This is a genomic window from Blautia sp. OF09-25XD (genome assembly GCF_003482095.1).
Taxonomy (GTDB): Bacteria; Bacillota; Clostridia; order Lachnospirales; family Lachnospiraceae; genus Fusicatenibacter; species Fusicatenibacter saccharivorans.
Map to the genome: position 1 here is coordinate 40,065 of NZ_QUMG01000019.1, position 21,238 is coordinate 61,302.

Below are 21,238 nucleotides of genomic sequence, written 5' to 3' on the forward strand. Positions count from 1 at the left end.
ATCATAGAGCGCCTATGGATTGTTTTCAAAGTCTTTTCTGCCGGTTGACACAGTTTGGTTGACATGGAGACAGTCTGCGGCTGTACACCTGCCTGACATTCCCTTGTCGGGCATATTTCATTTATGGAGGTAACTGCCTATGGCAAAAAGCAAAAACGAGAGCAATAACAAAAACAGCGGCACCCTGCTTACCGAAAAAGACGGCACCCAGTATTTTGTCATGGGGAAAGTCCGTATCAAAGTATCGGAGCATTTCGCACAGGATGGGAAGCCGCTTGACAGTCTGCTGGAAGATGTGATCCAGCACGCTGCCGCCGCTTCCTGAAAAAATACGGAATAACGACTGTCAATCAGCCCACGCTTATGATATACTTGTACCAGCGAGTATTGTATAAGCGTGGGTTGTTTCTTTTAGAAGGAGGATTTTTAACCGTGAAACAACCATACAATACAACGATTTATAACACTGCACTATATTTGAGATTGAGCCGTGACGATGAATTACAGGGGGAAAGCGGCAGTATCCAGACCCAGCGCATGATGCTTAGGCAGTATGCCGCAGAGCATGGGCTGACCGTTGTAGACGAGTACATTGACGATGGATGGAGCGGGACAAATTTCGAGCGTCCAAGTTTCCAAAGGATGATTGATGACATCGAGGACGGGAAAATCAACTGCGTTGTCACAAAGGATTTATCCCGTCTGGGAAGAAACTATATCCTGACCGGTCAGTACACGGAAATCTATTTCCCCAGCAAGGGAGTACGCTACATTGCCATCAATGACAATGTGGACACCATCAACGGAGAAAGCGAGCTTGCCCCGTTCTTAAACATCCTGAATGAAATGCACGCCCGACAGACCAGCAAAAAGGTCAAGGCTGCCATGCACACAAGATTTGCCAATGGCGCACACTATGGAGCCTATGCACCGCTGGGCTATGTAAAAGACCCGGACAAAAAAGGTCATCTTCTGATCGACCCGGAAACACGCTGGATTGTAGAGAAGATTTTTGACCTTGCCGTACACGGGAGGGGTGCCGCCAGCATTACACGGATTCTGGTGGAAGAAAAAGTACCTACCCCCGGCTGGCTGAACTATGAAAGATATGGGACTTTCGCCAATATCTACGCCGGTGCGCCCGCAGAAAAAGCCTATGCGTGGACGATAGCACAGGTCAAGAGCATTTTGAAAGAGGAAACCTACATCGGTCACAGCGTTCACAACAAGCAGAGCAACATTTCATTCAAGAACAAGAAAAAGGTGCGGAAGCCGCAGGAAGAATGGTATCGTGTGGAAAATACCCACGAAGCCATCATTTCCGAAGAAGTGTTCCAAAAAGTTCAGGAGCTGATTGCAAGCAGACGCAGACGACAGAAGAATGGCACAACGCAGATATTTTCCGGGCTGGTAAAATGTGCGGACTGCGGATGGTCATTGGCTTATGGTGTAAACAGCCAGAACAAAAATCCCTATGCACACTACCATTGCAGTAAGTACGGACAGGGATTACGCCAGTGTTCCATGCACTATATCCGCTATGATGTACTGTATGCCTATGTGCTTGCAAGACTGCAATACTGGTCTATGATGGTACAGAAAGACGAGGACAAGCTGCTGAAACGGCTGCTCAATGCCAGCGACAGGGAAAGAAACTCTGCGAAGAAAAAGCAGGCTGCGGAGCTGAAAAAGGCAGAGAAGCGTAAAGCCGAGGTTGACGGGCTGTTTGCTAAAATGTATGAGGACTGGTCTGCCGGACGCATAACCGAGTATAACTTCAATATGCTGTCCGAGAAGTACCAGAACGAGCAAAAGGAACTTGAAACAAAAATAAGACAGCTTCACGAAACGATGGAAGCCGCCGTACAGACCGCAGCGGATGCTGAAAAGTGGATTGCCCTAATGAAACAGTATGTCAACCCTGTGGAGCTGACCGCCGAACTTCTGAACACTCTAATTGAAAAAATAACCGTCCACGAAGCTGTCAAGGGCGAGGACGGAAGTCGTGAGCAGGAAGTAGAAATCTACTACCGCTTCATCGGCAAAATCGACTGACCTTTCTTTTTTACCCAACAATATCTTTAATTAAGGGAAACGGGAACATCCGACCCTTCCACATCAAATCTTTTTGCACTTGCAAAACTTTACGGTATTTCTGTTGAAGAATTACTAAAAGAAGTTGAATAATCTTCATGCAGATATTTTATTTCATCATCGGGCCACCCTGACCCGAACTTTCAAAACTGAATACCAGCCGCCCACCGGCGGCACCACCGAGCAGGAAATCTGAAAAGGTCTCCTGCTTTTTTTCTGCCCCAAATGAGGTGGTAAAACGCCACCCCATCCACCAATTACCGAAAGGAGGGACACGAAATGCCCTGCCCACACAACGAAATCACGATTGTTCAGCGCAGCCAGCGACAGTCTGCGGTTGCCGCCGCTGCTTACCAAAGCGGCGAAAAGCTGTTCTGTGAATACGACCAGCAAGTGAAGCACTACCCGGAAAAGCGTGGTATTGTCCACAATGAAATCTTGCTTCCGGCAAATGCCCCACGGTCGTATGCAGACCGCAATACTTTATGGAACGCCGCCGAAGCGGTGGAGAAGCAATGGAATTCCCAGCTTGCAAGGCGGTGGGTGCTTACCATCCCCAGAGAGATACCGCCCGACCAGTACGCCGCCCTTGTCCGGGATTTCTGCAATCAGCAGTTTGTTTCCAAAGGAATGTGCGTGGATTTTGCCATCCATGACAAAGGGGACGGAAACCCTCACGCTCATGTCATGCTGACTATGCGGGCAATGGATGAACATGGGAAATGGCTTCCCAAGAGCCGCAAGGTTTATGACCTTGACGAGAACGGGGAACGGATAAAACTTCCGTCCGGCAGATGGAAAAGTCACAAGGAAGATACGGTTGACTGGAACGACCGCAAGTATTGTGAAATCTGGCGGCATGAATGGGAGATCATCCAGAACCGCTATCTGGAAGCCAACAACCGCCCGGAGCGGGTGGATCTCCGTTCTTATGAAAGACAGGGGCTTGATATTATCCCTACCGTCCATGAGGGTGCTGCTGTCCGGCAGATGGAAAAGCGAGGGATTCAGACCAACATCGGAAATCTGAACCGGGAAATCAAAGCCGCCAACAGCCTGATGAAGTCTATCCGGCAGCTTATTAAAAATCTCAAAGGCTGGATTATCGAGCTTAGTGAAAAACGAAAAGAACTGCTTGCGGAAAAAGCTGCGGAGGAAGCGGTATTTCTTCCCAATCTGTTGATGAAGTACATGGAGGTACGAAAGGCAGAACGGAGCGACTGGACACGGGCGGGACAAAACCGTGGAACTTCCAAAGACTTAAAGGCAGTCAGCGAAGCCCTGTCCTATCTTCAGAGAAAGGGACTTTCCACCGTGGAGGATTTGGAAAACTTTATAGAAACGTCCGGGAAATCTGCCGCCGACTACCGAAAGCAGATGAAGCCAAAGGAAACCCGCAGCAACGTGATTGACGCTATCCTTGCCGCCCGGACGGACTGTAAGGAATGTAAGCCCGTTTATGAGAAATACCAGAAGATATTTTTCAAGAAAACTAAGGAAAAATTCAAGCTGGAACACCCGGAGGTTGCCCGGTTTGAGAAAGCCAGTGCCTACCTTGCCAAGCACCCGGATGATAAGGACAGCACGAAAAAGGAGCTTTTGCAGGAACAGGCGAAGCTTGTGGGCGAAATCGCAGACTTGAAAGTACCGTTGACCGAGGTGCAGGAAGATTTGAAGAAGCTGCGGGACATCCGCTACTGGGTACGGAAAGCCACACCCGGCACAGAGGAAAGCAAAGAGCCGCCCAAGAAGCAGCCCCTCAAAGAAGTCTTGCAGGATAAGGCTGACGAGAAGAAAGCACAGAAAAACGCCCCGGCGCAGACGAAACACAAACAACAGGATATGGAACTTTAACAGGCACTTGCCATTTTCAGATTGAGAATGATAAGTGCCTTTTCTTTTTTACAAGGAGGAATTGATTTGAATGTATTTGAAGCTGTGAAGCAGTCCGTTACGACAAGACAGGCTGCGGAGCATTACGGAATCCGGGTAAACAGAAACGGGATGGCTTGCTGCCCGTTCCACAACGATAAGACCCCCAGCATGAAGCTGGACAAGCGTTTCCACTGCTTCGGATGTGGTGCAGATGGGGATGTGATTGATTTTGTAGCTGCCCTGTACGGGCTGGGGAAAAAGGAAGCCGCCGCACAGTTGGCGAGTGACTTCGGGCTTGCCTATGAGGACTGGAAGCCACCGGGCAGGGCAAGGAAGCCCAAGCCCCGGCAGAAATCCCCGGAAGAACAGTTCCGGGAAGCAAAGGCACATTGCTTCCGTGTCCTTGCCGATTATCTACACCTCTTACGGGTATGGAAAACCGACTATGCCCCGCACTCCCCGGAGGAAGCGTTTCATCCCCGGTTCGTGGAAGCCTTGCAGAAGCAAGCCCATGTGGAATATCTGCTGGATGTGCTGCTGTTCGGGGAGACAGAGGAAAAAGCGGTTTTGATTATGGACTACGGAAAGGATGTGATACAGCTTGAACAGCGAATGGCAGAGCTTGCAGCCGCAGACGCAGCAAGAACTAAAAAACACCATGAACGCCATGCAGCCGCCCCAGAGCGTTGAGGAAGTAAAGGCAACTCTGGAAACCACCGAGAAAGGCGGCGTCCGCCAGAGCATACGGAACTGCCTGACCGTATTCCAGCGTGACCCTGTGCTTGCCGGGGCAATCGCCTACAACATCCTGACCGACCGCAAGGACATCATAAAGCCCATCGGTTTTCACAGAGAAAGCACAGCCCTGACCGATACGGACATGAAGTATCTGCTTCTCTATCTGGAGGAAACCTACGGGCTTACCAGTGAGAAAAAGATTGAAACCGCCATCGGGATTGTGGCGAATGAGAATAAGTACCACCATCCGGGATTTTCTGAACAGCCTTGCATGGGACGGGACTGAGCGCATCCGCTTCTGTCTGCGGCACTTTCTGGGAGCTGATGTGGACGATTACACCTATGAAGCCTTGAAGCTGTTCATGCTGGGGGCGATTACAAGGGCATTTAAGCCCGGAAGCAAGTTTGAAATCATGCTGTGTCTGGTAGGCGGTCAGGGGGCTGGCAAATCCACCTTCTTCCGGCTGCTGGCAGTCCGGGACGAGTGGTTTTCCGATGATTTGCGGAAGCTGGACGATGATAACGTGTACCGCAAGCTGCAAGGTCACTGGATAATTGAAATGTCGGAAATGATGGCAACCGCCAATGCCAAGAGCATTGAGGAAATCAAGTCCTTTCTAAGCCGCCAGAAAGAGGTTTACAAAATTCCCTATGAAACTCACCCGGCAGACCGCCCCCGTCAATGCGTGTTCGGCGGCACTTCCAACGCCCTTGACTTTCTCCCCCTTGACCGTTCCGGCAACCGCCGATTTATCCCGGTCATGGTGTACCCGGAGCAAGCCGAGGTTCACATTTTGGAGGACGAAGCCGCTTCCAGAGCCTATATCAGCCAGATGTGGGCGGAAGCAATGGAGATTTACCGAAGCGGCATGTTCAAGCTGTCATTCAGCCCAGCCATGCAGCGGTATCTCAAAGAACACCAGCGGGATTTTATGCCGGAGGACACCAAAGCCGGGATGATACAGGCTTACCTTGATAAGTACACCGGGGAAACGGTCTGCTCCAAGCAGCTCTACAAGGAAGCCTTAAACCACACCTTTGATGGTAAGCGTCCAATAAGAGGGTGTATCGAAATTTCTGGCTGTTGCATGTAAACTATTGATTAGAGTTTTGGGAGTTGACTCTAAAAACTCTAAATCTAATCTAAGGAGCAGGCTTATGGATCTTTCTTCTTTGACTCCAGACAAACAGGTGAAACTTCAATACTGGCTGGATGTAATACGGCAATGCAGGGCCTCCGGACTGACAAATCAGATCTGGTGTGAACAACACGATATCTCTTTGAAAAGTTATTATTACTGGCTTTCCAAAATTCGAAAGCTTGCCTTGGAAGAACTGCCCCGCAAGAAAAACGGCATCCACATGTGTACAGACCAACAGTCAACTGCTTTAACGGAATCCCCGGCTGAGTTTGCGGAGCTTTCACTTCCGGACAGAAACATTTCCCGTTCCACTCCTGCAGCCATACTTCATATCGGATCCATAACAGTGGAACTTTATGAAGGCACATCTGCCCAGATGCTGGAAAACATTCTGAAAGCCGTGCAGTCATGTTAGGAGAGCTTTCCCAGGTGGAGAAAATCTATATCCGATGCGGCTACACCGATATGAGGAAGCAGCTCAATGGCTTGCTGGATATCATCCAGTACAACTTCAAACTGGATCCTTACAGCAATTCCTTATTCCTGTTCTGTGGAAAGAGGGCTGACCGGATCAAAGCAGTCCATTACGAGGGAGACGGTTTCTGCCTTTTATACAAACGGTACGAAAACGGACGTCTCCAATGGCCGCGGACCGGCGAAGAAGCAAAACAGATTTCTGATCAGCAGCTGCGCTGGCTTCTGGAAGGTTTGAACCCGGAGCAGCCAAAGGCGGTTCAGAAATGGCTCCCGCATAAGTCTGAAAATACTGAAAATCCTTAGAAATGCTGGGAAATCTGACGATTCTATGGTATAATAATCCTATCGAAGCGAAAGGGTTTTCAGGTTATGTCAGCTACGGAACAGGAGTATAAAAATCATATCAAAGAACTGGAACAGCAGGTCCGGCTCCTGAAAGAGCAGGTTGATTTCCTGACCCGTAAACTTTATGGAACAAAATCCGAGAAGACATCTACTCTCGAAATCGAGGGGCAGATGTCTCTTTTTAATGAAATCGAAACCTGTGCGGATCCTGATGCACACGAACCGGAGCTTGTTGAGATAGAGAAGCACCTACGTAAAAGGAAGTACACCGGTCAGCGGGAAGAACTGGTAAAAAATCTCCCTCACAGCAAAGTACTCCATACCATAGATGAAAGGGAACAGATATGCGATAACTGCGGGAGTACGATGGTGAAAGTAGGGGAAGAATTCGTCCGCACGGAAGTACAGTTTATCCCTGCAAAACTCAAGGTGATTGACCATTACCGGGAAACGTATGAATGCAGGTCGTGCCGGAAAAACGGAACTCCTTATATGGAGAAGGCTCCGGTGCCATATCCTCCCGTCCTGCATTCTCTGGCATCTGCATCTACCATCACCTGGCTCATCCACCAGAAGTTTGAATTAAGCATCCCGCTGTACAGACAGGAAAAAGAATGGGAGGCTTTGGGATTACGTTTAAGCAGAGCGACTATGTCAAACTGGCTTCTGGTTGTCTATCGGGACTGGCTTGTACACATCGTCCACCGTCTGAAGCTGGAACTTCTGAAACAGAGATACCTTCATATCGATGAAACACATGTACAGGTGCTGAAAGAACCGGGACGGAAAAATACGTCCGATTCCTATATGTGGGTTTACTGCAGCATCAGAGATGCTGTAAATCCCATCCGCTACTTCGAGTACCAGCCGGGACGAAGCGGGAAATATCCGGAAGCGTTTCTGAGGGAATATGAAGGTTATATCCATACAGACGCTTACTCCGGATACAATGCAGTTTCAGGAGTAAAAAGATGTCTTTGCTATACGCATCTGCGCCGGGCTTTCGTGGATGCGCTCCCAAAAGACATCCATAATTCGGAAGCATCAAAACCTGCGGAAGCAATCCTCCGTCTGAATCAACTCTTTAACATAGAGTCAGAGTTGGAGGCGCTCCCTCCTGATCAGAAGAAAAAAGAACGTCTTATCCGCGAGAAACCGCTTCTCGAGGCTTTTTGGTCATGGGCAGAAAAAAGTGCCATCGGAGAGCTGCCGAAATCCAAACTTTCAAAAGCTTTTCATTACGCCTTAAATAACCGTGAAGGTTTTTGGAATTATCTGGAAGACGGGAATTGTTCCATCAGTAATTCGCTTGCGGAAAACTGTATCCGTCCCTTTGTGATCGGCAGAAAGAACTGGCTGTTCTCCGGCAGTCCGAAAGGGGCGGAAGCCAGTGCAGGAATCTATACACTGGTAGAGACAGCGAAAGCGAATGGGCTTGCCCCGATGAAATATATAAAATATATCCTGTCCGACATGCCGGGGAGTGCTTTTCTTGAACATCCTGAATATCTGGATGATTATCTGCCTTGGAATCCTCTTGTAAAAGAATTCTGTCGATAACCGTTGACCTTTTAGTATAAAAGGCTGACGGTTATTTTTCTATACACTGTTTTATTTGACACTTACCTTTGATGAGCCGAAGCAATGGGAAATCCGGGAAATCAACGAGATAATGAACCAGTGCATTACCGGGTGGAACTACTTTTCCAATCCGAGGATGTTTGCGGAATACGGCAGACAAAAGGGCTGGGAGCGTGAAATCCCGGCAACGGACACCGACAACCCGCCCGAAAAATCTATGGACGGTTTTGTGGAGGTCACAGAGCAGATGGAGCTTCCATTCTGAAAATGACAGCCCGTTGCCGACTTCGTTGCTATCCCGTTGCCGAGCCGGTTGCCGGGGAAAATCCCTTATTTCCGGGCTTTTTCCCTCTCTGACAACCAAAACAACAGAAAAATAAAAGAAAAGTATAAATAGTAATCAACGCCAGATTGAGATTGTTTGCAAGGTCTTTTGAAGCCCGTTGCCGGACTTCGTTGCCGACCGTTCTCTGTCTGGCTATTTTCATGTATGGAGGATAACTGCCTATGGCGAAAAATAAGACCAAGATTGAAGTGACAACCGTATTTGACGGGGAACTGGACGCCACCGATGTGTTCGTCAGCCTGATTTCCCAGAAATACGGCAAAACAAATACAAAAGAATATCTTGCTAAAAAGAAAGATTTGAAGTATAATGAAGATGAGGTTCAACAGAGCCAGATACCGTCTGGATTGTGTGGGTAAATGGCTATGATGAACGAAATGGAATACAGAACAATCGGTTCAGCACTTGCCGGGGGCTATCGTGCGGCGGTCTATTGCAGGCTGTCAAAGGACGATGACCTGCAAGGCGAAAGTGCCAGTATCGCAAACCAGCGTGATATGCTGGAAAAATACTGCGAAAAGCAGGGATGGGAGGTTGTGGCAGTCTATCAGGACGATGGCTTCACAGGTCTTAATATGGAGCGTCCTGATTTACAGAGAATGTTGAGAGCCATTGAGCGCAGGCAAATCAACCTTGTCATCACGAAAGACCTCAGCCGACTGGGGCGTAACTATTTGCAAACAGGGCATTTGATTGAGGACTTTTTCCCAAGAAACGGTGTCCGCTATATCGCCATGAATGACGGTATCGACACCCTGCGGGATAACAACGACATCGCCCCGTTCAAGAATATCCTGAACGAGATGTACAGCAAGGATATTTCCAAGAAAGTCCATTCCTCTTATCTTCTGAAAGCGCAGAAAGGACAGTTTACCGGGTGTCTTGCCCCGTTTGGGTATCGGAAAGACCCGGAGGACAAAAACCATCTGCTCATTGACGAGGAAACCGCCCCGATTGTGCGGCTGATTTTCGGATATGCCCTAAACGGTCATGGTCCGAACTATATCCGCAGACGGCTGGAGGAAGAAAAAATCCCCTGCCCCACATGGTGGAACCGGGAACGGGGGCTTCGCAATACCCGCACCAAATGGGAAAAGAAAGACCCGGAAAACGGGCGGTATATGTGGGACTTTTCCGTTATCAAAGACCTTTTGATGAATCCCGTTTACACTGGGGCGATTGCTTCCCAGAAAAAGGACTACCGTTTCAAAATCGGCACGATTGGGGAAAAGAAGCCGGAGGACTGGATTGTAGTGGAAGGACAGCATGAACCGCTGATTGACCGCATGAGCTTTGACATTGTGCAGAACAAGCTGAAATCCCGCCAGCGTCCGGGGCAGACCAATGAAATCAGCCTGTTTGCCGGACTGATAAAATGCGGCGAGTGTGGGAAGTCTCTGACGGTACGCTACACAAACGCAAAACATCCCCAGCAGATTTACTCCTGCAAGACCTACAATGCCTTTGGAAAGAACCACTGCACCCAGCACCGGATTGATTATGACACCCTTTACAGTCATGTGCTGCGGAAAATCCGGGAATGTGCCAGAGCTGCCCTGATGGACGGGAAAGCGGTTGCTGACCGCCTGACCAATACCTGTGAAGCCGAGCAGCGGGAACAGCGGGAAGCAATGGAACGCTCCCTTACAAGGGACGAGGAACGGATTGAGGTTCTGGACAAAATGGTAATGCGGCTTTATGAAGATATGATTGCAGGGCGTATCAGTGAGCAGAACTTCAACACCATGCTGGAAAAGACACAGACCGAGCAGACGGAACTTAAAACAAAAGTGTCCGAGGGCAGAAAGCGGCTGTCCGATGAAGTCCAGCTTGCCAATGACGCAAAACAATGGGTGGAAGCCATTCAGGAATATGCCAACATCACAGAGTTGGACGCAGCCACCCTCAACCGCTTAATCAAAGAAATCGTCGTGCATGAGCGCATTGACGAAGATAAAACAAGACACATTTCTATCGAAATTCATTTTAATCTCAAACCCATCCCGGAGGTGGAACAGGTCACTGCCTGACCTGTCCCGCCGGGACGGTTCTCTTAAAAACACCATATAGATTTTTTGTACGCCGCCGCCCGCCATCGAGCAGAGTTTTTACACCTAATTGGGGATAAAACAGCTCATGGCGGGCGGCGGCGTTGCCCTTATCGGCATGACCCTTGTACCGCTGCTTTCCGGCCTGTTCGGTTAAGAAGCGCGGGTAAAGGCTTATGCAGAGCATACTTGACGCGATTAACGAATGGATAAAGGAAATCCTCATAGGAGCCATAAACGGTAATCTGTCAACTATGTTCGGGGACGTGAACGAGAAAGTCGGCACTATCGCCGCAGAGGTAGGGCAGACCCCGCAAGGTGGAACGCGGGTATCTTCTCCATGATACGCACACTATCGGAGAATGTAATCGTACCCATTGCGGGGCTTGTCATTACCTACGTCCTATGCTATGAGCTTATCAGCATGGTAACGGAAAAGAACAATATGCACGACGTTGACACTTCCATGTTCTTCAAGTGGGTATTCAAGGCTTACGTCGCAGTCTACCTTGTGACGCATACCTTTGACATCACTATGGCGGTGTTCGATATGGCGCAGCACGTTGTTTCCGGCGCGGCGGGGGTAATCGGCGGCAGCACAAATATTGATGTTGCCGCCGCCCTTGCTTCCATGCAGAGCGGGCTTGACGCTATGGAAATCCCCGAACTGCTCTTACTTGTCATGGAAACAAGCCTTGTGAGCTTGTGCATGAAGATAATGTCCGTACTGATAACCGTTATCCTCTACGGGCGCATGATAGAGATTTACCTTTACTGTTCGGTATCGCCTATCCCGTTTGCAACATTCACTAACCGGGAATGGGGACAGATAGGAAACAACTACCTAAAATCCCTGTTCGCCCTTGGCTTTCAAGGCTTCCTCATAATGATATGCGTCGGCATTTACGCCGTATTGGTGAACAACATGATAATAGCGGACAACCTGCACAGCGCGATATTCTCCCTTGCAGCCTATACCGTTATCCTCTGTTTCTCCCTGTTCAAATCCGGCGCACTGGCGAAGTCGATTTTCTCCGCGCATTAGCGGCGTGTCAAGGGTAGGGTGGAGATTTTCAGAGCAAAGCGGCGAAAATACTACCCGACCTTGACGCGGGAAAAACCCCATAGAATAGGGACGGGCAAAGGGCAGAAATTGACCTTTGCCTTGATTGCCCCTATGGGAAGTTACAGCAACACAAAACATAACGAAAGGAGGTTTTCACTTGGCGTATGTACCCGTACCCAAAGACTTATCCAAAGTCAAGACAAAAGTAGCGTTCAACCTTACCAAACGGCAGATTGTATGTTTTGCGGCGGCTCTCATTATAGGTTTGCCGCTTTTCTTTCTGCTCAAAGACAGCACAGGCACAAGCCTTGCGTCTATGGCTATGATTGCGGTCATGCTGCCCTGTTTCCTCTTTGCCATGTATGAGAAGCATGGACAGCCCCTTGAAGTGGTGGTGAGGAACATCATACGGACGAAATTCATAGCCCCAAAGGAACGACCATACAGGACTGAAAATCTATATGCTGACCTTGAACGGCAGCGAAAACTTGAAAAGGAGGTATCAGCGATTGCAAAAGGAAACACGAAGAAACAGCGTGGCGGGAAACGCGCCTGCAAAGGCTAACCCGCCCCACAAGCTCACCCGCGCCGAAAAGAAACAGATTGCGGAAATCATCAGACAGGCAAAGGGCGACGGGAAAGCGCACACCGCGCAGCAGACAATCCCCTATATCCAGATGTACCCGGACGGTATCTGCAAGGTTACGGAACGGAAATACTCAAAGACCATAGCCTTTGAAGATATTAACTATCAGCTTGCACAGGCAGACGACAAGACCGCCATTTTTGAAAACTGGTGCGACTTCCTCAACTACTTTGACGCTTCCGTTTCGGTGCAGCTCTCTTTCATCAATCAGGGGACGCAGCGGGGCGAAGCGGAGAAATCTATCCATATCCCGGCACAGGACGACGCTTTCAACTCTATCCGCAGCGAATACCGGGATATGCTCAAAAACCAGCTTGCAAAAGGCAACAACGGGCTTGTCAAAGCAAAATATATCACCTTTGCCATTGAAGCCGACAGTCTGGGCGCGGCGAAATCCCGCCTTGCCCGTATCGAAACGGACGTACTGAACAACTTCAAGCTCTTGGGCGTGTCTGCCCACCCCATGACAGGCTATGAACGCCTTAAAATGCTGCATGGGATTTTCCACCCGGAGGCGGGCAGTTTGCCTTTGATTTTTCATGGCTTGCCCCGTCTGGGCTTTCCACAAAGGACTTTATCGCCCCGTCCTCTTTCCGTTTTGGCGAGGGGCGTTACTTCCGCATGGGGCGCAAAATCGGCGCGGTTTCATTCCTTGAAATCCTTGCCCCGGAATTAAACGACCGTATCTTATCCGACATACTGGACTTGGAAACGGGCGTTATCGTCAATCTGCATATCCACAGTATCGACCAGACCGAAGCCATAAAGACAATCAAGCGCAAGATTACCGACCTTGACAAAATGAAAATTGAGGAACAGAAGAAAGCGGTACGCAGCGGCTATGACATGGATATTATACCGTCCGACCTTGCCACATTCGGCAGCGAAGCGAAGAACCTCTTACAGGACTTGCAGAGCCGGAATGAAAGAATGTTCCTTTTGACGTTCCTTGTGGTGAACATGGCAGATACGAAGCGGAAACTGGAAAATGACGTGTTCGCGGCGGCGGGCATTGCACAGAAGAACAACTGCGCCCTCACCCGCCTTGACTACCAACAGGAAGCGGGGCTTATGTCCTCTGTACCGCTTGGGGAGAACCTTATCCCCATACAGCGGGGGCTTACCACGTCAAGCACAGCTATCTTTATCCCCTTTATCACACAGGAGCTTTTTCAGACAGGCGCGGCGTTGTACTACGGCTTAAATGCCCTGTCTAACAACATGATACTCTGCGACCGCAAGCAGCTAAAAAACCCCAACGGCTTAATCTTGGGGACGCCGGGAAGCGGGAAATCCTTTGCAGCCAAACGGGAAATGGCAAACGCTTTCCTCATTACGGACGACGACATTATCATCTGCGACCCGGAAGCAGAGTATTTTTCCCTTGTGCAGCGGCTTGACGGGCAAGTGATACGCTTGTCGCCTACGGGCAAGGGCATTGACGGGAAGCCCCAGTATGTGAACCCTATGGATATTAACCTCAACTATTCCGAGGACGACAGCCCGCTTGCGCTGAAATCCGACTTTATCCTCTCCCTCTGCGAGCTTGTCATAGGCGGCAAGGAGGGCTTGCAGCCCGTCGATAAGACCGTCATTGACCGCGCTGTTAGGAACGTGTACCGTCCTTTCCTTGCAGACCCCGACCCGGAGAAAATGCCTATCTTGGGCGACCTCTACGACGAGCTTTTGAAGCAGCCGGAACCGGAAGCGGCGCGTATCGCGTCGGCGTTGGAGCTGTATGTTTCCGGGAGCCTTAACGTCTTTAACCACAGGACGAATGTAGAGCTTTCAAACCGCCTTGTCTGCTTTGACATCAAGCAGCTTGGGAAGCAGCTCAAAAAGTTAGGTATGCTCATTGTGCAAGACCAGGTATGGAACCGCGTCACTATCAACCGGGCAGAGAGGAAATCCACCCGCTACTACATGGACGAATTTCATCTTCTCTTGAAAGAGGAACAGACCGCCGCGTACAGCGTGGAGATTTGGAAGCGTTTCCGTAAATGGGGCGGCATACCCACAGCCATTACGCAGAACGTCAAAGATTTGCTTGCTTCCCGCGAAGTGGAGAATATCTTTGAAAACTCTGATTTTGTCCTCATGCTCAATCAGGCGGCGGGCGACCGGGCTATCCTTGCGAAGCAGTTAAACATTTCCCCGCAGCAGATGAAGTATGTCACCCACACCGAAGCGGGCGAGGGGCTTATCTTCTACGGGAACGTGGTGCTGCCCTTTGTAGACCGCTTCCCGAAAGATACCGAGCTTTACCGGGTAATGACGACGAAGCCGGAGGAAGTGGGCGAAGCATGACAGAGCTGAACATAGACACCATTATCAACCGGGACGCGCTCTATGCCTTGCGGGAGCTTCCAGAGGAAAGCGTACACTGTTGCGTCACAAGCCCGCCCTACTACGCACTTAGGGATTACGGGCTTGACGCACAGATTGGGCGGGAGGACACGCCGGAGCAGTACATTGACAGGCTTACCGAAGTTTTCCGCGAAGTGCGCCGGGTACTGCGTACCGACGGTACTTTCTGGCTGAATATCGCGGACACCTACTGCGGCACAGGGAATAAAGGCTACCATGCAGACCCGAAGAACCCCAGAGGGAGGAACGGTCAAGCCGTATCAATCGCAAGACAGGCGGCGGGCTGCAAGCAAAAGGACTTAATCGGTATTCCGTGGCTCTTGGCTTTTGCCCTACGCGCTGACGGGTGGTATTTAAGGAGCGATATTATCTGGCAGAAAGAGAACCCCATGCCGGAGAGCGTGAAAGACCGCCCTACCCGCTGCTATGAACATATCTTTCTGCTTACGAAGTCAAAGAAGTATTTCTATGACGCAGCCGCCATAGCCGAGCCGTTAGCCCCTACAACGGCGGCGCGGTACCGCACCGGGCGCAGCGCGGGACAGAAATATGCGGACGAAGTACCCGGACAGGGGAAAGTACAGGGGCTTAACCGGGCAAGGAGCGGCAGCTACTACGACGAAGCCCTCATGCCGACCATGCGGAACAGGCGGGACGTGTGGCTTATCAATACCGTTCCCTACAAGGGCGGGCATTTCGCCGCGTTCCCGCCGAAGTTAGCCGAAACCTGTATCAAGGCGGGCTGTCCGAAAGGCGGCGTTGTGCTTGACCCCTTTTTCGGCAGCGGCACGACGGGGGCAGCCGCAAAGCAGCTTCACAGGCATTATATAGGCATTGAGATAAACGCCGAATATTGCGCCCTTGCAAGGCGCGGATTGGAGGGACAGAAAAATAAAACAGTATAAAGCGCGTGAGAAAGTCACGCAGAAAATGACCCGCGAGGGAGCCGTTGAGGTAAACGCCGCCACAGGCAAGAAGAAGCGTATCAGCAACCGCATAAGGGACGCTGACCTTACCAGAAAGGAAGCCGCCCCGCAGCAGCCGGAACAGGCAGCGCAGCCCCTACCGGGCGGCACAGCTCCCGCGCCCACAGCCGACGCGCCGACGCTTCCCCATGCGCCGGGGGCAGAACGGGAACAGGACACCGCCGCAGCCGAGCGCGTCATGGAGCATATCGACGGGGCGCATACCAGAAAGACGAGCAAAAAGGCGGCGAGGAAAGCACAGGCAGAAGCCGAAGCCCGCACCCGTACTTCCCGCTTGCAGTTTACCGAGGAAGAACGGGCAACGCCGGAGCTTGAAAAGTATATCCGAAAATCGGACAAAGCAGCCGACCGTCTGGACGCGGCAAAGGCAGCTATCCCCAAAGAAAAGAAACTTGTGGGGGAGCGCACCTTTGACGAAGCCACCGGGAAAGGCAAGACCCGCCTACGCTTTGAGGAACGGGAAAAGCCCATAGGAAAGAACAAGCCCCACAATAACCCGCTATCCCGCCCCGCACAGGAAGCGGGTATTTTCGTCCACAACAAAATACATTCCGTTGAAAAGGACAATTCCGGCGTTGAGGGGGCGCACAAATCCGAAGAACTGGCAGAACGCGGCGCAAAGTACGGGGCGCGGAAAGTCAAGGAGGGCTACCGCAGCCACAAGCTCAAACCCTACCGGGCGGCAGCAAAGGCAGAGAAAGCGGCGTTCAAGGCGAATGTGGATTTCCAGTACCACAAAGCCTACATGACAATCCGCAGATTGGGGGCAACCCCCTTTCCCGCTTCATGCAGAAGCAGCAAATCAAGCGGCAGTATGCAAAGGCGGCAAGGAAAAACGGCGCAAAAACGGCACAGAAAGCCGCAGAGAACACCCGCAAGGCAGCGAAGAAAACAGCCGAGGAAACAAAGAAAGCGGCGGCGTTTGTGGCAAGGCACCCGGCGGGCGTTTGTATCGCCGTTGCCGCGCTGCTCTTATTCATTATGATTTCGGCGGGGCTTTCCTCTTGCGGCTCTATGTTCTCCGGCTTGATGAACGGCATTGTCGGGACTTCCTACACGTCGGAGGACAGCGACCTTGTGGCGACGGAGAACAATTACGCCGCAAAGGAAAACGAGCTTCAGCAGCGGATTGACAATATCGAGCGCGACAATCCGGGCTATGACGAATACCGCTATGACCTTGACAGTATCGGGCATAACCCCCATGAATTAGCGTCCTACCTCACCGCGCTTTTCCAGACCTACACCCCGCAGAGCGCACAGGCAGAAATAAACCGCGTCTTTGATATGCAGTACACTTTGACGCTGACGGAAGAAATCGAAGTGCGCCACAGGACGGAAACCCGCACAGGCACACGCACCGTCACCGACCCGGAAACGGGAGAAACCTCTACGGAAACCTACGAATACGAGGTTGACGTTGCCTATAACTATTACATTCTCAACGTGAAGCTGACAAACAAGCCTGTTTCCGAGATTGCGGAGGAACTTCTTACGCCGGAGCAGCTTGAAATGTACCGCGTCTATCTGGAAACAAGCGGCAACAAGCCGCTGATTTTCGGCGGCGGTTCTCCCGATACGGGCGCGTCCGAGGATTTAAGCGGCGTACAGCTTGTGAACGGCACACGCCCCGGCAACACCGCCATTGTAGAGCTTGCGAAGCGGCAGGCCGGAAACGTGGGCGGGCGGCCTTATTGGAGCTGGTACGGCTTCAACAGCCGCGTGGAATGGTGCGCCTGTTTCGTTTCGTGGTGCTACGGACAGGCGGGGCTATCGGAGCCGCGCTTTGCCGGGTGCCAGTCACAGGGCGTACCGTGGTTCCAGTCACGCGGGCAATGGGGTGCGAGGGGCTATGCGAATATCGCCCCCGGCGACGCTATCTTTTTCGACTGGGACGGGGACGGGAGCGCAGACCATGTAGGGCTTGTTATCGGGACTGACGGGGAGCGCGTCTATACCGTCGAGGGCAATTCCGGCGACGCTTGCAAGATAAAGAGCTATCCCGTTGACTATGGCTGTATCAAGGGCTACGGCTTAATGAATTGGAACTAAAAACTGAAAATCTGAAAGGAGAAATTGATTTATGGCTATGAATAAGATTGAACGTATCGACAAGGAGATTGCAAAGACCCGCGAGAAAATCACCGAGTACCAGAATAAATTAAGGGGGCTTGAAGCGCAGAAAACCGAAGCGGAAAATCTGCAAATCGTACAGCTTGTGCGCTCCATGCGCCTTTCCCCGCATGAGCTTTCCGCTATGCTGAAAGACGGCGGTATTCCGGGCATGGAATCCGCGCCGGGCTACCCCGCAGAACCCGCAGACCACGACACCGAAGAAATGGAGGACACCGAGAATGAATAAGAAAATCCTTAGAACCTTGACCGCACTCTGCGCCGCCCTCATGCTGACGGGCGGCTTTTCCGTCACCGCCTTTGCACAGACCCCGGAGGGCGAGGACGCCACCGACGACAGCGGCGTTGTCTATGAGGAACCCCAAAAGGAAGAACCCCTTACCCCGGACGGGAACGCGACCCTTGTAGACGATTTCGGCGGCAACAAGCAGCTTATCACAGTGACGACCAAAAACGGCAATTACTTCTATATCCTCATTGACCGGGACGACGAGGGCGAGAACACCGTACATTTCCTTAATCAAGTGGACGAAGCCGACCTTATGGCACTCATGGAGGACGGAAGCACCGAAACAGCAGCCCCGCCCGCTGTTTGCAGTTGCACCGATAAATGCGAGGCCGGGAAAGTGAATGTGAGCTGCCCCGTCTGCAAGGACAACATGACCGCTTGCAGCGGCAAGGAAGCGGAGCCGGAAACCGAGGAACCGCCGGAGCAGCCCAAAGAGAAAAGCAATACGGGCGGGCTTGTGCTTTTCCTTGTCGTGGCACTTCTTGGCGGCGGGGGCGCACTCTACTATTTTAAGTTTATGAAGCCGAAGCAGAGCGTCAAGGGCGGCACCGACCTTGAAGATTTCAACTTTGACGACTACGACGAGGACGAGCCGGAGCCGGACGACGGGGAGGGCTTGGACGTTCCCGAAGATGAAGAAGCGGAGGACAGGGACGCATGACGCTTTTCACCGAGAACCCTTTAGAAAGAATGATGATACAAAGACCCACCGGGCGGCGTGACAATGCGCCGCCCGTTCCAAAATCCCCGGCGTGTATGCGCTGCCCTTATAAGGCGCAATCCCCCTGTATCGGCTATTGTCTGAAACAGGCACAGGAGAAGAAGCATACCGCGCCGGAACGCTGAAAGGAGGATTTTTTCATGGCACTTAGACTTGTGATTGCAGAAAAGCCGAGCGTGGCGCAGACTATCGCCGCCGCGCTTGGCGTTAAGGGAAAACAGGACGGATATATCGAGGGCGGCGGCTACCTCATTTCATGGTGCGTCGGGCATTTGGTACAGCTTGCGGAAGCCGCCGCCTACGGGGAGCAGTACAGGAAATGGCAGCTTGACAGCTTACCCATTCTGCCGGAGGAATGGCAGTACGCCGTTGACCCGGACAAGGGGAAGCAGTTTGCGACCTTAAAGGAGCTTATGCACCGCACCGACGTTTCGGAAGTGGTGAACGCTTGCGACGCGGGGCGCGAGGGAGAATTGATATTCCGCTTTGTCTACGAAGTGGCGGGCTGCAAGAAGCCCATGCGCCGCTTGTGGATTTCCTCAATGGAGGACGGGGCAATCAAGGCGGGCTTTGCTTCCCTCAAAGACGGGCGGGAATATGACGCGCTCTTTGCGTCTGCCCTCTGCCGCGCAAAGGCTGACTGGCTTATCGGCATTAACGCCACCCGGCTTTTCTCATGCCTGTATGGAAAGACCTTGAACGTGGGGCGCGTCCAGACCCCGACCTTGAAAATGCTCACCGACCGGGACGCGGCTATCTCCCATTTCCAGAAAGAGAAATATTACCATGTGCGTCTTGACTTATCCGGCGCGGAAGCGGCAAGCGAGAGGATTTCCGACAAGGCAGAAGCCGACGCGCTGAAAGGGGCTTGCGAAGCGGGAAAGGCGGTATGCGTTTCCCTCACCAGAGAGAAGAAAACCGCAGCCCCGCCAAAGCTCTTTGACCTTACCTCTTTGCAGCGGGAAGCGAACCGCATTTTCGGCTACACCGCGAAGCAGACCCTTGACCTTGCACAAGCCCTTTATGAAAAGCAGCTGTTGACTTATCCGAGGACGGACAGCAGCTTCCTCACCGACGACATGGGCGATACCGCAGCGGGCATTATCACGCTGCTTTGTGAAAAGCTCCCCTTTATGGCGGGCGTGGGCTTCACACCGGGGATTGCAAAGGTATTAGACAGCAAGAAAGTATCAGACCACCACGCAATCATTCCCACTATGGAGCTTGCAAAGACAGAACTTGCCGCGCTGCCGGAAAGCGAGAGGAATATCCTCACCCTTGCGGGGGCGCGTCTGCTCTCTGCTACCGCCGAGCCACATATCTTTGAAGCGGTTACGGCGGTTTTCTCATGCGCCGGGACAGACTTCACCGCAAGGGGAAAGACCGTACTTTCGGACGGTTGGAAAGAGATTGAACGCAGATACCGGGCGACGCTGAAAAGCAAACCCGACCCGGAGGACGGGGAAAATGAGGGTGTGACGCTGCCGGAGCTTTCCGAGGGACAGAGCTTTGAAAAACCCGCCGCAAAAGTAACGGAGCATACCACAACGCCGCCGAAGCCCCACAGCGAAGCGTCGCTTCTCTCTGCTATGGAACGCGCCGGGAACGGGGACACCGACCCGGACGCGGAACGCCGGGGGCTTGGCACTCCCGCCACCCGCGCCGCAGTCATTGAAAAACTGGTAAAGGGCGGCTTTGCGGAGCGTAAGGGCAAGCAGCTTATCCCCACACAGAACGGAGCCGCCCTTATATCAATCTTGCCGGATATGCTCACTTCCCCGCAGCTTACCGCAGAATGGGAAAGCAATCTGACGCAGATAGCAAAGGGAGCCGCAGACCCCGGAGAATTTCTGTCCGGCATTGAAGCTATGGCGCGGGAGCTTGTGCAGACACACGCCGCAGCACTGGACGGGAAAAAGGATTTATTCAGAGAGGAAAAGCCCTCTATCGGGAAATGCCCCCGTTGCGGTTCCCCCGTTCATGAGGGGAAGAAAAACTACTATTGCAGCAACAGGGAATGTGCCTTTGTCATGTGGAAGAACGACCGTTTCTTTGAGGAACGCAAGACCGCTTTTTCCGCGAAGATTGCCGCCGCGCTCCTTAAATCCGGCAAGGCGAATGTGAAGAAGCTCTATTCCCCGAAAACAGGCAAGACCTACGACGGGACTATCGTTTTAGCTGACACTGGCGGGAAATACGTCAACTACCGTATCGAAGTGCAGAAGAACTAAAAACTGGAATAGCAAGCATAGGAAGCGGGTACCCACTTCCGTAAATCCCCGTTACGACGCTGACGCGCCGGACGGGGATTTTGCTTGTTGGGAAGTTCCCAAACCCTCTTTTGCGGAGGGCTTCACCCTCTGAAAATCTTCAAAAAACTTTGG

General features: G+C 51.8%; 15 protein-coding genes and 6 pseudogenes. All 21 read left to right on the top strand.

The genetic code is table 11. The annotated features are described in order from the left end of the window. Nucleotides 1–139 precede the first annotated feature (139 nt). Complete coding sequence (locus DXA93_RS14240; protein WP_004849804.1) at nt 140–325, top strand: hypothetical protein; 186 nt, start codon at nt 140–142, stop codon at nt 323–325. Nucleotides 326–432: 107 nt separating this feature from the next. Further along, nucleotides 433–2,055: a recombinase family protein gene (locus DXA93_RS14245; RefSeq protein WP_032508026.1), complete on the top strand. Its 1,623-nt coding sequence runs from the start codon at nt 433–435 to the stop codon at nt 2,053–2,055. Nucleotides 2,056–2,373: 318 nt separating this feature from the next. Beyond that, nucleotides 2,374–3,948, top strand: coding sequence for a MobQ family relaxase (gene mobQ / locus DXA93_RS14255; RefSeq protein WP_118639939.1), 1,575 nt, complete (start codon nt 2,374–2,376; stop codon nt 3,946–3,948). A 66-nt stretch (nt 3,949–4,014) separates the two neighbouring features. Further along, a complete protein-coding gene (locus DXA93_RS14260) occupies nt 4,015–4,659 on the top strand; it encodes a CHC2 zinc finger domain-containing protein (protein ID WP_025544160.1) in 645 nt (214 codons plus the stop codon). Further along, nucleotides 4,628–5,798 (top strand): annotated as a pseudogene (locus DXA93_RS14265) (VapE domain-containing protein); the annotation flags it as partial. The gene DXA93_RS14260 and the pseudogene DXA93_RS14265, both read left to right, overlap by 32 nt. 67 nt (nt 5,799–5,865) lie before the next feature. Next, nucleotides 5,866–6,264 carry an IS66 family insertion sequence element accessory protein TnpA gene (gene tnpA, locus DXA93_RS14270; RefSeq protein ID WP_005422927.1) on the top strand — a complete coding sequence of 133 codons (399 nt, stop codon included), beginning with the start codon at nt 5,866–5,868 and terminating at the stop codon, nt 6,262–6,264. A 14-nt stretch (nt 6,265–6,278) separates the two neighbouring features. Next, entirely contained in the window at nt 6,279–6,629 is a 351-nt protein-coding gene (tnpB, locus tag DXA93_RS14275; RefSeq protein WP_158526524.1) for an IS66 family insertion sequence element accessory protein TnpB, read from the top strand. A gap of 66 nt (nt 6,630–6,695) precedes the next feature. After that, the gene (locus tag DXA93_RS14280; protein ID WP_004611469.1) at nt 6,696–8,231 is read left to right on the top strand and encodes an IS66-like element ISRob1 family transposase; all 1,536 of its coding nucleotides are present in this window, start codon (nt 6,696–6,698) and stop codon (nt 8,229–8,231) included. 55 nt (nt 8,232–8,286) lie between these two features. After that, a pseudogene (locus DXA93_RS14285) lies at nt 8,287–8,517 on the top strand (virulence-associated E family protein); the annotation flags it as partial. Nucleotides 8,518–8,759: 242 nt separating this feature from the next. Then, nucleotides 8,760–8,957 (top strand): hypothetical protein, encoded by a 198-nt coding sequence (locus DXA93_RS14295; protein WP_002595176.1) that lies wholly within the window; start codon nt 8,760–8,762, stop codon nt 8,955–8,957. After that, nucleotides 8,958–10,628, top strand: a complete 1,671-nt coding sequence (locus DXA93_RS14300; RefSeq protein ID WP_008394601.1) for a recombinase family protein — start codon at nt 8,958–8,960, stop codon at nt 10,626–10,628. It begins immediately after the preceding gene. Nucleotides 10,629–10,719: 91 nt separating this feature from the next. Then, nucleotides 10,720–10,803: pseudogene (locus DXA93_RS14305) on the top strand (Maff2 family mobile element protein); the annotation flags it as partial. A 19-nt stretch (nt 10,804–10,822) separates the two neighbouring features. Further along, nucleotides 10,823–11,691: pseudogene (locus DXA93_RS14310) on the top strand (VirB6/TrbL-like conjugal transfer protein, CD1112 family). A 178-nt stretch (nt 11,692–11,869) separates the two neighbouring features. After that, a complete protein-coding gene (locus DXA93_RS14315; RefSeq protein ID WP_076776092.1) occupies nt 11,870–12,277 on the top strand; it encodes a PrgI family protein in 408 nt (135 codons plus the stop codon). Continuing rightward, a pseudogene (locus DXA93_RS14320) lies at nt 12,174–14,665 on the top strand (VirB4-like conjugal transfer ATPase, CD1110 family). The gene DXA93_RS14315 and the pseudogene DXA93_RS14320 overlap by 104 nt, the downstream one beginning before the upstream one ends. Further along, on the top strand, nt 14,662–15,630 hold the full coding sequence (locus tag DXA93_RS14325; protein ID WP_119208618.1) for a DNA-methyltransferase: 969 nt from the start codon (nt 14,662–14,664) through the stop codon (nt 15,628–15,630). The pseudogene DXA93_RS14320 and the gene DXA93_RS14325 overlap by 4 nt, the downstream one beginning before the upstream one ends. Nucleotides 15,631–15,655: 25 nt before the next feature. Beyond that, a pseudogene (locus DXA93_RS14330) lies at nt 15,656–17,763 on the top strand (CD1108 family mobile element protein). Between the two features lie 31 nt (nt 17,764–17,794). Then, a complete protein-coding gene (locus DXA93_RS14335; protein ID WP_076776103.1) occupies nt 17,795–18,073 on the top strand; it encodes a DUF4315 family protein in 279 nt (92 codons plus the stop codon). Next, nucleotides 18,066–18,794, top strand: coding sequence for a DUF4366 domain-containing protein (locus DXA93_RS14340; protein ID WP_076776106.1), 729 nt, complete (start codon nt 18,066–18,068; stop codon nt 18,792–18,794). The genes DXA93_RS14335 and DXA93_RS14340 overlap by 8 nt, the downstream gene beginning before the upstream one ends. Then, nucleotides 18,791–18,979 (top strand): hypothetical protein, encoded by a 189-nt coding sequence (locus tag DXA93_RS14345; protein WP_076776107.1) that lies wholly within the window; start codon nt 18,791–18,793, stop codon nt 18,977–18,979. The genes DXA93_RS14340 and DXA93_RS14345 overlap by 4 nt, the downstream gene beginning before the upstream one ends. A 15-nt stretch (nt 18,980–18,994) precedes the next feature. Beyond that, entirely contained in the window at nt 18,995–21,085 is a 2,091-nt protein-coding gene (locus DXA93_RS14350; protein ID WP_118209246.1) for a DNA topoisomerase 3, read from the top strand. Nucleotides 21,086–21,238: the final 153 nt, after the last annotated feature.

Coding starts and splice junctions, on each gene's coding strand:
- DXA93_RS14240 (WP_004849804.1), top strand. CDS start 140: ATGGCAAAAAGCAAAAACGAGAGCAATAACAAAAACAGCGGCACCCTG.
- mobQ (WP_118639939.1), top strand. CDS start 2,374: ATGCCCTGCCCACACAACGAAATCACGATTGTTCAGCGCAGCCAGCGA.
- tnpA (WP_005422927.1), top strand. CDS start 5,866: ATGGATCTTTCTTCTTTGACTCCAGACAAACAGGTGAAACTTCAATAC.
- DXA93_RS14280 (WP_004611469.1), top strand. CDS start 6,696: ATGTCAGCTACGGAACAGGAGTATAAAAATCATATCAAAGAACTGGAA.
- DXA93_RS14295 (WP_002595176.1), top strand. CDS start 8,760: ATGGCGAAAAATAAGACCAAGATTGAAGTGACAACCGTATTTGACGGG.
- DXA93_RS14300 (WP_008394601.1), top strand. CDS start 8,958: ATGGCTATGATGAACGAAATGGAATACAGAACAATCGGTTCAGCACTT.
- DXA93_RS14325 (WP_119208618.1), top strand. CDS start 14,662: ATGACAGAGCTGAACATAGACACCATTATCAACCGGGACGCGCTCTAT.
- DXA93_RS14335 (WP_076776103.1), top strand. CDS start 17,795: ATGGCTATGAATAAGATTGAACGTATCGACAAGGAGATTGCAAAGACC.
- DXA93_RS14340 (WP_076776106.1), top strand. CDS start 18,066: ATGAATAAGAAAATCCTTAGAACCTTGACCGCACTCTGCGCCGCCCTC.
- DXA93_RS14345 (WP_076776107.1), top strand. CDS start 18,791: ATGACGCTTTTCACCGAGAACCCTTTAGAAAGAATGATGATACAAAGA.
- DXA93_RS14350 (WP_118209246.1), top strand. CDS start 18,995: ATGGCACTTAGACTTGTGATTGCAGAAAAGCCGAGCGTGGCGCAGACT.